We start from the raw sequence: 12779 nt of genomic DNA, 5'->3' as shown, positions 1-12779 counted from the left end.
GTTTTGTCATCACATACATCAAATATCAGAACTTATCGAAAAAAGAAATATATAAATATTGGATTGATTATTTTTGGAATTATCTTCCTGTATCTGATTATAACCATCGTTTTGTATTTGACTGCTCCTCGTATTACCCCTTATGAAGTCCGGGAAGGCTCCATTTTAAAGGATAATGCATATACGGGAATCGCCATTCGCAACGAGGTCGTAGTCAATTCTGATTATGGAGGATACATCAACTATTATACGACTGACAATAGCAAAGTACGTGCAGGAACAAATATTTATACATTATCCAATGAAAAACTATCATTTTCTAATGGTTCTGCGGAGGATAATATCACATTAAGTGAAGAACAAAAAAATGCCTTGTCTTTAAAAATGCAGACATTTAGTGAAAGTTTTAAAGATGCTTCTTTTTCAGACATGTATTTGTTTAAGAATGAACTGGAAAGTTCTCTGCAGAGTATTTCCAATCAAAGTAAGATGGATCAACTGAATAGCGCTTTGAACAATGGAACCCTTTCTGATATGAATCTCTATTCGACTGCTGATGATGGAATTGTCGTCTATTCTGTAGATGGGATGGAGGGGTTGACAAAAGACACGGTAACTTTGGAATCGCTTGATAAGAGTAATTACCGGAAAACAGAATTTGCGAACAATACGAAAGTGAATGCCGGCGATCCTGTTTATAAGCTGATTACGGATGAATCGTGGACATTAGTAACAGAAATTTCAAAAGAAACATACGATTCACTAAAAGAGAAAAAATCAGTAAAAGTTCGTTTTACAAAAGATAATCAGTCTTTATGGGGGAGTTTGGAAATGAAAGAGATAAATGGTCACATTTTGGCATATCTTGGCTTTGACAATTCCATGATTCGCTATGTAAACGAACGTTATTTGGATATTGAACTGATTTTAGAGGATCAATCTGGACTCAAGATTCCAAAATCTGCAGAGACAGAAAAAGATTTTTATGTTGTACCAAAGTCCTATATTACGCAAGGTGGTAATAGCTTGGAACAAGGTATTCTAAAACAGACAACCAATAAAAACGGAGAACAGATTACGGAATTTTTACCAGTAAATATCTATTATGAAGAAGAGGAAAGCGTGTATTTAGACCCAAATGTATTTCAGAAGAATGACATAATTATCAAACCGGAATCTACAGAAACATATACATTGAGAGAGACAAAACCATTAAAAGGTGTCTATAATATTAATAAAGGATATGCAATGTTTAAGCAGATTAATGTCTTATGCGAAAGCGAAGAGTATTATATTGTAGAAGAAGGAAACAGCTATGGACTTTCCAATTATGACCGTATTGCTTTAGACAGTACTGGAATTAAAGAAAATGATATTGTTTTTTAAAGGAGTTTTGAAATCATGTTAGCAGAAAATTTAAGACAAGTAGAACAACGAATTGAGAATGCATGTAAGCGTGCAAACAGACAGCGGAATGAAGTGACCTTAATTGCTGTAAGTAAAACAAAACCAATCTCTATGTTAGAGGAAATTTATAAGGAAGGAATTCGCTGTTTTGGGGAAAACAAAGTACAGGAGCTGACCGAAAAGTATGATCAGCTCCCAACTGATATCAAATGGCATATGATTGGTCATTTACAAAGAAATAAGGTGAAGTATATTATCAATAAAACAGAGCTGATTCATTCTGTTGATTCACTTCGTCTAGTCGAAACAATTAATCAGGAGGCTCTTAAAAAAGATGTGATCGCCAATATTTTGATTGAAGTCAATGTTGCTGAGGAAGAAAGTAAGTTTGGGTTAAATATAAATAATGTGATTCCTTTTATTGAAAAAATTGCATTGTTTCCTAACATACATATCAAAGGCCTTATGACAATCGCTCCATATGTGAAAAATCCAGAAGAAAACAGACCTGTTTTTAGACGTTTGCATAAATTATCTGTTGACATTGACGCAAAAAACATTGATAATGTTAATATGAGTATTCTTTCGATGGGAATGACCAATGATTATGAGGTTGCAATAGAAGAGGGAGCAACTATGATTCGTGTTGGAACCGGAATTTTTGGGGAACGAAATTATACTACAGTATAGAAGTAAGATAGGAGATTAAATAATTATGGGTGTATTAGACAAATTCTTGGACATCTTGAAATTGAGTGATGAGGACGAAGATTACGATGAAGAATTCTTTGATGATGAAGAATACGATGATATAGAATCAAAGCCGAAAAAGAACTTTTTCAAGAAAGAAAAGCATTTTGAGGAAGAGGATGATGAGTATGGTGTTCCTGAAGAAAAGCATAATCAATATGCCAGATCCACAAGCAATAAAGTAACTCCGATGCGTCAGCCAGCAAGGAAGGCTACCGGAATGGAGGTCTGTGTGATTAAACCAACGAATGTTGATGATTCCAGAGAGATTACCGAAACTCTATTAAGTGGTCGTACTGTAATCTTAAATTTAGAGGGGTTAGATTTGGAGGCGGCTCAGAGAATTATTGACTTTACTTCTGGTGCAACATTCGCAATTGATGGAAATCTTCAAAAGATTTCAAATTATATTTTTCTGATTACTCCGACAACAGTGGACATCTCGGGTGATTTGCAGGATTTATTGAATACATCTTTTGATGTACCTTCCATTAAGACAAGATATTAGGACAAGCATTATGAAAAAAGAAGAACTTATGTTACAAAAGAGATTGATTGAGCTTTCAAGATTATCTTATCAACGGGGAATTGTTACATATTCTGATTTTTTAAATTTAAATGAATTAAATATTCTTCATACGATGCCAAAGACAGAATTATATACAACATACAAAGTTTTTGGCGGCTATGATTTCTCGGAGCGTCAGATGGTTGCATTTCTACCTGATGCTCTTTGTTATGAGTATTTCTATCCAATTTCTGTTTTAAAAATCAGACCGTTGCAGAAAAAATTTTCTGAGACGCTTTCTCATCGAGACTATTTAGGCGCTATTTTGAATCTTGGTCTTGAACGGAGCAAAATAGGAGATATTGTTGTTCAAGACGATTTTGCTATTCTGTTTGTCCACCAGTCATTAGAATCCTTTGTTCAAGACGAATTAAAGCGAATACGCCATACTTCCGTTATTACAGAAGTAGAAAATTTTCAGGACTTCTCTTACAGTCCTAAAATAGAAGAAAAGAAAGGTACTGTTTCTTCGCTGAGACTAGATAGTCTTCTGGCACTTGCCTTTTCTTCATCTCGCACAAAATTGGTGGCATATATTGAAAATGGAAAGGTATTTGTGAATGGGAAATTAATCACTTCAAATGGATATCAGATCAAAGATAGTGATATTATTTCTGTTCGAGGACTTGGACGCTTTCAGTATAAGGGAATGGTTTCACAGACGAAAAAGAGACGTTATTTTGTGACAATACATTTATATATATAATGAAAAAGGAGAATTCTATGGAAAAGAAAATAAATTATTATCTTGGTTATTTATTGGCAATTTTAAGTGTGATTGCAGCAATTTCTTTGGATCAGTACACAAAGTTACTTGCAGTGAAACATTTAAAGGATCAGAAGCCTATTGATATTATAGACAATATTTTTCAACTGCATTATTTGGAAAATCGAGGAGCAGCCTTTGGTATTTTGCAAGATCAAAAACTTTTCTTTGTTGTGATCGGCATTATTATTTTAGTTGTTGTATTCTTTTTTTATTTGAAGGTGCCACATGAAAGACGATTTATTCCACTGCGAATCTGTATGCTTATGATTGCATCCGGAGCAATCGGGAACATGATAGATCGTATACGCTTAAATTATGTCATTGATTTCTTTTATTTTGAGTTGATAGATTTTCCAATTTTTAATGTTGCAGATATTTACGTGACAGTAGCTGCAATCTTTCTTATCTTATTGATTTTATTCTATTATAAAGAAGCAGATTTAGAGATGATGTTTCATCTGTTTTCGCACAAAAAGAACAACGGATCGAAGCAGGAGCGAGCGTTATGATAAGAACAATCCATGTAGAAGAACAATTTTCAGGAATACGTGCTGACAAATTTCTTTCGGAACAATTTCCAGACTTCTCGCGTTCTTATATCCAAAAACTGATAAAAGATACACATGTAACGGCAAATGGGAAGGTAATCAAAGCAAATTATAAATTAAGCCCATCTGATATTTTAGTATTGGATGAACCAGAACTTCAAGAACCGAATATTGTACCCGAAAATCTTCCCATTGATATTTTGTATGAAGATGAGGATATTTTGATTGTAAACAAACCAAAAGGAATGGTTGTACATCCATCTGCGGGTCACTATTCAGGTACGCTTGTAAATGCTCTGATGTATCATTGCAAAGATCAATTATCCGGAATCAACGGTATCATGAGACCCGGAATTGTACATCGAATAGATATGGATACAACGGGTTCACTGCTTGTCTGTAAAAATGATTTTGCTCATCAGGATTTGGCAGAACAGTTAAAAGAACACTCCATAAGACGCATATATCATGCAATCGTATATGGAGTTATAAAAGAAGAAGAAGGGACAATTGATGCTCCGATTGGAAGGCATCCGATTGATCGAAAAAAAATGAGTGTCAATTATAAAAACGGTAAACATGCCGTCACTCATTATAAAGTAATCCAACGCTTTAAAAATTATACATATATAGAATGTCAGTTGGAGACAGGAAGAACACACCAGATACGTGTACATATGACACACATACATCATCCGTTAGTTGGGGACGCTGGCTATGGGCCTGCAAAATGTCCTTTCAAATTGCAAGGTCAGACATTACATGCAAAAACGTTAGGTATTGTTCATCCAAGAACCAAAGAATACATAGAAGTAGATGCGCCACTTCCAGATTACTTTGTTTCATTACTAAATAAATTGAAACAGATGTCTTAAACTGTAAAATTCATATAAAAATATATACTTTTCATACAAATTGTTGTATAATAATTATATATTAAAACAATTTGTATTCAGACTTAAAGGAGAGTGACAGATATGAGTAAATTTAATACAATTATTACAATCGGAAGACAATTTGGAAGTGCCGGACGTGAGATTGGGAATGTCATTGCTAGAGATTACGGAATCAAACTATATGACAAAGAAATGTTAAAAAGAGCAGCCAAAGAAAGCGGTATCTGTGAAGAGTTATTTGAGACACATGATGAAAAACCTACGAGCAGTTTTCTCTATTCTTTAGTGATGGATACGTATTCTCTTGGATATTCTTCTGGAAGCTATTCTGATATGCCGATTAATCACAAGATCTTTTTAGCTCAATTTGATGCAATTAAAAAGATTGCAGATGAAGGCCCTTGTGTTCTTGTCGGCAGATGTGCAGATTATGCATTGGAAAACTATGACAATGTTGTAAATGTATTTATTTATGCTGATTTGGACATTCGTGTCAGAAGAATTGCAAGACTCTATAACTTGACTGATGCCAAAGCAAAAGATATGATCTTAAAAACGGATAAAAAAAGAGCAAGCTATTACAATTATTACACGAATAAAGAATGGGCAGAAGCGAAGAGTTATGATTTATGTCTAAACAGCGGAAAGCTCGGTGTAGAAGGAAGTGCAAAAGCCATCAAAGATTATATTTCACTTAGAAACAATATTACAGATGCAAAATTATAAATGGTAGGGACATGGGGATTTTCCTCATGTCCCTGTTTTGTAAAATTATCTTTTATGTAAGATTCTTTCTGGCCATCCTTCGATATCACCGTTCAAAATGGCAGTGAACATTCTGTTTTTTGCCCCTGGGTGCTCAGTATTTAATTGTTTTACAAGTTCCTTTGCATATTGGCGTTTGGTATAGCCGTCAACCGGGCACTTACTTTTTACAACCGGTAGGTTGTACTTATTCTTAAATCCAATGACATCTGCTTCATCTACAAACATAATTGGACGAATAACTGTCAAATCCATACGATCCAAATATGTTTTTGGTGAAAATGAATGAAATCTTCCTTCAAAAATCAGAGAAAGAAGCATTGTTTCAATAATATCATCTTTGTGATGTGCATAAGCAACTTTATTGCAGCCCATTTCTTTTACAGCGTCATTTAGTGCACCTTTTCGCATCTTTGCACAAAGAGAACAAGGATTGCTTTCTTTTCTCTCTTCGAATAAAATGTGAGCAATATCCGTTTTTACTACCTTATACGGCACACCGAGTTCTTGACATAATTCATGTACTAGACTTAAATCAAATTCTTCGTATCCTAAATCAACTGTAATGGCACTCAATTCAAATTTGTTTGGATAGAACCGTTTTAATCCATGAAGTGCATAGAGCAGTGTCAAACTGTCTTTTCCGCCAGAGATTCCAACTGTAATATGATCTCCTTCCTGAATCATCTGGTATTCATCCACTGCTTTTCTCGTAAAACTCAATAACTGTTGTAATTTCATCTATAAAATCCTTTCTTACATTCTATTTTGCTGTTTCTACCTGCTTAATACTATTATATTTTTCTTATTTTTACAATAGGAAAATAAACAACTTCACAAATCTATCAGAATCATGTAGAATAGTTTTAAATGAGATTTAGGAGGATGGAAGAACATGAAATTTGTGATACAACGTGTTACAGAATCATCTGTAAAAGTAGATGATAAAATAATCGGACAAATCGGAAAAGGATTTATGGTACTAATTGGAGTCGGACAAGAGGATACAAAAGAAATTGCGGACAAACTGATAAAAAAAATGATCGGACTTCGCATTTTTGAAGATGAAAACGGAAAAACAAATCTTTCACTTGCTGATGTGAATGGAGAGCTTTTATTGATTTCACAGTTTACACTATATGCAAATTGTAAAAGAGGAAACCGTCCAAGCTTTATTGAATCTGGAGATCCTGCATTAGCGAAAGAACTTTATGAATATATTATTTCCAAATGCCAGGAAAATGTACCAGTTGTTGAAAAGGGAAGTTTTGGGGCGGACATGAAAGTAAGCTTGATTAATGACGGGCCATTCACAATCATATTGGATTCTGATTGTATGTAACCAAAAGTAAGAATAGCTGTTGACCATTTGTAGATTCAGGAGAGAAGAGCAGAGTTAATTTCGCTCTTCTCTTAATTTTACAGCACTGGCTGCCTGTCTTCGTCGCATATCATCGATAGCTGCATAGTGTTTTTTTGTCGTATTTACATCCTTATGCCCCAATACGTCGGCTACAAGGTAAATATCGCCTGTTTCCTTGTATAAGGACGTTCCATAGGTACTCCGAAGCTTATGAGGTGTTATTTTTTTGTTTGGAGTCACCTGTCTGGCATATTTTTTCACCATATTCTCAATTGCCTGAACTCCCATTCTTTTTCTTTGTGTCGATAAAAAAAGAGCATTTTCATGGTCGGGTAGGGGAGTAGCGCTGGCTCTTGTTGTCTCAAGATAATTCTCCAAAGCATTGCGTACTTCTTCACCGAAATAGATAACCATCTCACTTCCACCTTTTCTAGTCACTTTAATGCCATTATTCTTAAAATCAATATCATTGATATCAAGACCTACACATTCTGAAACACGAATCCCCGTTCCAAGCAATAATGTCAAAATAGCCAAATCGCGAGTTTTTGTTTTTTCATAATAAACTTTCTTTTGACCCGTCAATTCTTTCCCACAATTTTCTACATAATCAAGCAGCAAAGCAACCTCATCAATATCTAAACGTATAATTGCTTTATCATGTAACTTTGGCATATCCACAAAAATAGTCGGATTTTTTTCAATCATCTGGTGTCTGTAAAAATACCGGTAAAAGCTTCTAAGAGAAGAAAATTTTCGTGCAAGTCCTTTTTCTCCATTTGTGATCACTTGATTATCATCCGCCTTATATACCTTTAAATATTCTAAATATTCCTCAATATCGATTGGTTCAACACGTTCTAAGTCCTGAAGGGTAAACTGGGTTGTCGTATAATCGTGATAAATCGGATTGTTCTCAATTAAAAAATGAAAAAATACACGGATGTCATAAGCATAAGAAATTCTTGTCTTAGCCGATGTAGTCGGTTCTACAGCACGAAAATAATCTTTTGTAAACGATGGTAATGTCTGTAAAACTTCACGTAATCGAAGTGTATTGTCAATATAAGATTGTTCATAATATGTTTTTATGTCTTTAGCCATGAAACAAGATTCCTTTCGTAAATACTGGATTTTAAGTATATTTTACACTATACGACAGTAAATGTCTATATCTTTTGGAAAAATCAGTATTTGTCGTATAGATATATTTCTATTATAAAAGACCGATATAGCGTCTATTTTGACTACTAATAAAAGACTCGCTGCTATATCGGCATGGCATTTTTTATCGAAACTCTTCGTCGTAGTATGCAATCATCAAATATTTGCTTTCCTGAATAGAATCAGATTCTAAGGAATTAATTTCTTTCAATTCATCTACATATTCCTGAGTGCTTCCGTAATCATCTGTTTTATATTCAAGCGCGATATCCCAAAGAGTGTCTCCAGGTTGAATTACAATACTTTTATAGTACTTATAAGTAATTGGACTTTCCTGTGCATTCCCATGTGCATCGGAAAAGGAACTTCCAAATATAGCACTTCCAATGGTTATAAATAAAATAGTTGCCAAAAGCATCCACATTCTCCTTTGTGCAAAGCGCTGTTTTTCATAAGGTCTTTTCTCTTTTGTCATTATCTCATATACCTCTCTTCCACTATATACAAACACATTTTTCGAACAACCGTTCTTTTATCAGATTATAAAACAAGAACAAACGTTTGTCAATAGGTTTTAAAGAAAAATGCGAACATATTTTCTAAACATTTGTTTGCTTTTTTCGTACATTTATGGTAAAATACTTGTAATTAAAATAACTTCATTCTAGGAGGTCGTCTAAATGGCATATGGAAAAATAAGTAAAAAACAATTAGAAATATTAGAATACATAAAATCAGAGATATTAAGAATCGGCTACCCTCCTGCCGTGCGTGAAATTTGCGAAGCGGTGAATTTGAAATCGACGTCATCTGTCCACTCTCATCTTGAAACTTTAGAAAAGAATGGATATATCAGACGAGACCCTACCAAGCCACGTGCAATTGAGATTATGGATGATACATTTAATCTCACAAGGCGAGAGATGGTCAATGTTCCGATTGTAGGTCAAGTAGCTGCAGGAGAACCAATTCTTGCAGAACAAAACATTACCAACTACTTTCCTATTCCGGTAGAATTTATGCCGAATAATGAGACATTCTTACTAACTGTAAAGGGAGAAAGTATGATCAATGCTGGTATTTTAGATGGTGATATGGTATTGGTAGAATCTACTTCTGTTGTTTCTAACGGTGATATGGCTGTTGCACTTGTAGACGACAGCGCAACAGTGAAAACTTTTTATAAAGAAGAAGGTATATATCGTCTGCAGCCTGAGAATGATACAATGGAACCTATTATTGTATCAGAAGTAGAGATTTTGGGAAAAGTGATTGGTGTATTTCGTTTCTTTGAATAAAATATCTTTGTAGACTGACAGAGAAATCATCTGTCAGTCTACTATCACATGATTCATTTAATTTTTTATCTCTCCCCCTGATTTTTTATTTATTCATATTTCCAAAATTATTTTACAATTCTCATAAAAATTCTAAAAATCTATGAGATTTTTAGGTTGCATCTTATTTTTTATTGTAAATAGTCAAAAATTCTTTGCCGATTTTCTAAATAATATATATTTTTTTCATAAGTTGTTTCTTCCTTGTCTTATCACTCTAAAATTTCCCTCTTGACTAATAATGATTACTATTATTAAAATATACTCAAAGAAAAAATAAAATGAAAGAAGGGATTTATTTGAATAAAAACTATAGATTTTATATTGATGGTATGTGGGAAGAAAGCCAAACCAAAGAAGTGATTAAAATCATGTCACCTTATAAAGATGAACTTGTCGGTACGGTACAGGCAATTTCAAAGGACGAGGCAGATAAAGCTATCCAAAGCGCAAAAATTGCACAAAAGGAATGGGAGAAACTTTCTATCAGAGATCGCGGTAACTATTTATATCATTGGATTGAAGAGCTTGAAAAGTCAAAAGAAGATATTGCAACAACGATCATGCAAGAAGTCGGTAAAGGATTTCAAGATGCCGTCAAAGAAGTGGAGCGTACAATCGATTTGATTCGTTTTACAATTGAAGAAGCAATTCATTTATATGGTGAAAGTATGCTGGGAGAAAATTTCCCTGGGGGAAACCGCTCTAAAATTGCCATTAGTCATCGCGTTCCACTAGGTGTTGTGCTTGCCATTTCTCCGTTTAACTACCCTGTTAACCTATCAGCAGCAAAAATTGCCCCAGCTCTGATCAGTGGAAATGCCGTTGTATTCAAGCCGGCAACACAAGGTGCGATCAGCGGAATCAAAATGATTGAAGCGCTAGATCGGGCTGGTCTGCCAAAAGGTGTTTTAAATGTAGTGACAGGCCATGGTTCTGTGATAGGAAATTATTTAATTGAACATCAAGGAATTGATATGATTTCTTTCACAGGTGGAAGTGATACAGGAAAACGTATCGCAAAGCTGGCAAACATGATTCCACTTGTCATGGAATTGGGCGGAAAGGATCCTGCAATTGTTGTAAAAGATGCAAATTTAGATTTGGCGGTAAAACAAATTATATCCGGCGCATTTTCTTACTCTGGTCAGCGCTGTACTGCTATTAAACGTGTTTTCGCTGATGAGATGATCGCAGATGAATTAATTGACAAATTATCTGAAGAATTAAAAAATGTAACAATTGGTTCTCCAGAAGAAAATAAAATGATTGTACCATTAATTGATCAGAAATCAGCTGATTTTGTGCAGAGTTTGATTGATGATGCACTTGAGAAAAATGCAACATTAATTACCGGAAATCAGCGAGAAGGGAATTTGATCTATCCTACACTACTTGACCATGTGACACCAAATATGCGTTTAGCCTGGGAGGAACCATTTGGTCCAGTATTACCGATCATCCGTGTAAAAACAGTCGATGAAGCCATTGAGATGAGCAATCAATCGGAATATGGATTGCAGGCAAGTATCTTTTCTCAAGATATTGATCAGGCATTCACAATTGCAGAAAAGATACAAGCAGGTTCTGTACAGATTAACGGTCGAACTGAACGCGGACCAGACCACTTCCCATTCATTGGAACAAAAGGCTCTGGTATGGGAACACAAGGTGTTCGTCGCAGTATTGAATCTATGACACGTGAAAAAGTGACTGTAATCAATATTAATTAAAAATAAACGGCATCTGAGCAGATGTTTTCTCAGATGCCGTTTATAAATTACAATTCCTCAATATCTATCATCTTTCCATCACTCCAGATTCTTTCCAAATCATAGAAAAGACGATTTTCTTTATCAAAGACATGTACAATCACTTCGCCGAAGTCCAATAATACCCAGCTTCCAAGTCCATAGCCTTCTCTTTGTTTTAACGCGAATCCAGCTTTCTCAAGCTCTTCTTCTACACTGTCTACCATAGCATGTACTTGGCTGTCATTGGTTCCGTTTGCGATAATAAAATAATCTGCCAAAACTGATACGTTTGAGATATCAATGACTTTGATATCTTCTCCTTTTTTATCAGCTAATGCTGCACAGGCTATTTTCGCCATCTTTTTTGACTCTTCCATCTTTAAATTCTCCTCGTATTATAAAGTAGTAGTGTTTATAGACCCTCTCCAAGGTCTATATGCTATACTGTTGGAGATACTGTGGATTGTTTAAAACCTCCTACCATTCGATGGTTTACGAAAGGCTACAACCACAGTCTCTTTGTATAGTTGTTTATCAGTTAGATACCGCATGACGGTTTATTTAGAACGAGGTTACAATCGCAAAGAGTACCTGTGGCTCTAAACAGTATCAATTTTATTCAAAGGAGATTTCTTATGATTTACGTTGGAATTGATGTTGCCAAAGATAAGCACGACTGCTTTATCACAAATTCAGATGGTGAAGTATTATTCAAATCTTTTACCATACTTAACAATCGTGAGGGGTTTGAAGCCTTATTTCAAAGAGTCGAATCCGTTTCAGATGATTTAACCAAAGTAAAAGTAGGACTAGAAGCCACCGGACACTACAGTTACAATCTTCTGGGATTTCTTCTTGATAAAGGTCTGACCACCTACGTTATCAATCCGTTACATACCAATCTTTACAGAAAAAGTCTCAGCCTTAGAAAGACGAAAACGGATAAAGTTGATTCCCGTATCATTGCCACTATGATGATGTCTGATATGAATTTAAAGTCCTACTCAGATACATCTTACCACAACGAGGAATTAAAGTCACTTACTCGTTATCGTTTTGATAAGGTAAAGGAACGGGCAAAACTGAAAAGTTCCGTTTCAAGACTAATCTGTATTCTCTTTCCTGAACTGGAAAAACTCGTTCCTACACTTCATATAGCATCCGTTTATGCTTTGCTTTCTGAATTTCCAAGTGCAGATGCTGTTGCAAATGCACACCTCACACGACTTTCCAACCTGCTCTCTGAGAGTTCTAAGGGCAGATACGGGAAAGATACTGCCGTCATGTTTCGTGACGCTGCAAGAAGTTCCATCGGTTCCCATATGCCTGCCAAGTCTTTGGAACTCAAACATACCATTAAACTCATCCAGGAATTAACGGCTGAGATTGATGAGATCGAAGCAGCCATCAAGCGGATCATGGATGAAGAGATCCAATCGCCAATCCTTACCATCCCTG

15 protein-coding genes are annotated in these 12779 nt (G+C 35.1%); 11 read left to right on the top strand and 4 right to left on the bottom strand.

Going from position 1 to position 12779, the window contains the following annotated elements; all coding sequences use genetic code 11:
- Window positions 1–3 precede the first annotated feature (3 nt).
- The 7 genes from ACTQXY_RS05530 to ACTQXY_RS05500 all read left to right on the top strand — a co-directional run bounded on the left by ACTQXY_RS05530 (window position 4) and on the right by ACTQXY_RS05500 (window position 5664).
- Window positions 4–1386, top strand: a complete 1383-nt coding sequence (locus tag ACTQXY_RS05530; RefSeq protein ID WP_441658649.1) for an HlyD family efflux transporter periplasmic adaptor subunit — start codon at window positions 4–6, stop codon at window positions 1384–1386.
- A gap of 15 nt (window positions 1387–1401) precedes the next feature.
- Window positions 1402–2097 (top strand): YggS family pyridoxal phosphate-dependent enzyme, encoded by a 696-nt coding sequence (locus ACTQXY_RS05525; protein ID WP_441658648.1) that lies wholly within the window; start codon window positions 1402–1404, stop codon window positions 2095–2097.
- A gap of 25 nt (window positions 2098–2122) precedes the next feature.
- Window positions 2123–2665, top strand: a complete 543-nt coding sequence (locus ACTQXY_RS05520) for a cell division protein SepF (RefSeq protein WP_441658647.1) — start codon at window positions 2123–2125, stop codon at window positions 2663–2665.
- A 10-nt stretch (window positions 2666–2675) separates the two neighbouring features.
- The gene (locus ACTQXY_RS05515) at window positions 2676–3431 is read left to right on the top strand and encodes a YlmH family RNA-binding protein (RefSeq protein ID WP_441658646.1); all 756 of its coding nucleotides are present in this window, start codon (window positions 2676–2678) and stop codon (window positions 3429–3431) included.
- Window positions 3432–3448: 17 nt separating this feature from the next.
- Complete coding sequence (gene lspA, locus ACTQXY_RS05510; protein ID WP_441658645.1) at window positions 3449–4003, top strand: signal peptidase II; 555 nt, start codon at window positions 3449–3451, stop codon at window positions 4001–4003.
- Entirely contained in the window at window positions 4000–4917 is a 918-nt protein-coding gene (locus ACTQXY_RS05505) for an RluA family pseudouridine synthase (protein WP_441658644.1), read from the top strand. The genes lspA and ACTQXY_RS05505 overlap by 4 nt, the downstream gene beginning before the upstream one ends.
- 102 nt (window positions 4918–5019) lie before the next feature.
- The gene (locus tag ACTQXY_RS05500; RefSeq protein WP_441658643.1) at window positions 5020–5664 is read left to right on the top strand and encodes a cytidylate kinase family protein; all 645 of its coding nucleotides are present in this window, start codon (window positions 5020–5022) and stop codon (window positions 5662–5664) included.
- Window positions 5665–5709: 45 nt separating this feature from the next.
- Here ACTQXY_RS05500 and ACTQXY_RS05495 read toward each other — a convergent pair whose 3' ends face one another.
- Complete coding sequence (locus ACTQXY_RS05495; protein WP_441658642.1) at window positions 5710–6444, bottom strand: PP-loop family protein; 735 nt, start codon at window positions 6442–6444, stop codon at window positions 5710–5712.
- A 154-nt stretch (window positions 6445–6598) separates the two neighbouring features.
- Between ACTQXY_RS05495 and dtd the strand changes: the two genes are divergently transcribed.
- Window positions 6599–7045 (top strand): D-aminoacyl-tRNA deacylase, encoded by a 447-nt coding sequence (gene dtd, locus ACTQXY_RS05490; protein WP_441658641.1) that lies wholly within the window; start codon window positions 6599–6601, stop codon window positions 7043–7045.
- A gap of 54 nt (window positions 7046–7099) precedes the next feature.
- Here the strand turns inward: dtd and ACTQXY_RS05485 are convergent, their stop codons facing one another.
- Window positions 7100–8170: a tyrosine-type recombinase/integrase gene (locus ACTQXY_RS05485; protein WP_071143984.1), complete on the bottom strand. Its 1071-nt coding sequence runs from the start codon at window positions 8168–8170 to the stop codon at window positions 7100–7102.
- Between the two features lie 184 nt (window positions 8171–8354).
- Window positions 8355–8705, bottom strand: coding sequence for a LysM peptidoglycan-binding domain-containing protein (locus ACTQXY_RS05480; protein ID WP_441658640.1), 351 nt, complete (start codon window positions 8703–8705; stop codon window positions 8355–8357).
- 205 nt (window positions 8706–8910) lie between these two features.
- Between ACTQXY_RS05480 and lexA the strand changes: the two genes are divergently transcribed.
- Window positions 8911–9528: a transcriptional repressor LexA gene (gene lexA / locus ACTQXY_RS05475; protein ID WP_441658639.1), complete on the top strand. Its 618-nt coding sequence runs from the start codon at window positions 8911–8913 to the stop codon at window positions 9526–9528.
- 320 nt (window positions 9529–9848) lie between these two features.
- Window positions 9849–11300: an aldehyde dehydrogenase family protein gene (locus ACTQXY_RS05470; protein WP_441658638.1), complete on the top strand. Its 1452-nt coding sequence runs from the start codon at window positions 9849–9851 to the stop codon at window positions 11298–11300.
- 47 nt (window positions 11301–11347) lie between these two features.
- On the opposite strand, the gene rsfS is transcribed toward ACTQXY_RS05470, so the two are convergent.
- Window positions 11348–11698 (bottom strand): ribosome silencing factor, encoded by a 351-nt coding sequence (gene rsfS / locus ACTQXY_RS05465; RefSeq protein ID WP_441658637.1) that lies wholly within the window; start codon window positions 11696–11698, stop codon window positions 11348–11350.
- Between the two features lie 258 nt (window positions 11699–11956).
- Between rsfS and ACTQXY_RS05460 the strand changes: the two genes are divergently transcribed.
- Window positions 11957–12779 (top strand): IS110 family transposase (locus ACTQXY_RS05460; protein ID WP_441658636.1); only part of this gene is annotated, 823 nt, incomplete at its 3' end.

The organism is Faecalimonas sp. LCP19S3_D12, assembly GCF_052121495.1.
Lineage (GTDB): Bacteria > Bacillota > Clostridia > Lachnospirales > Lachnospiraceae > Faecalimonas.
Note: the sequence above shows the minus strand (reverse complement) of the source record. Positions and strands in the feature narration are given on the sequence as shown.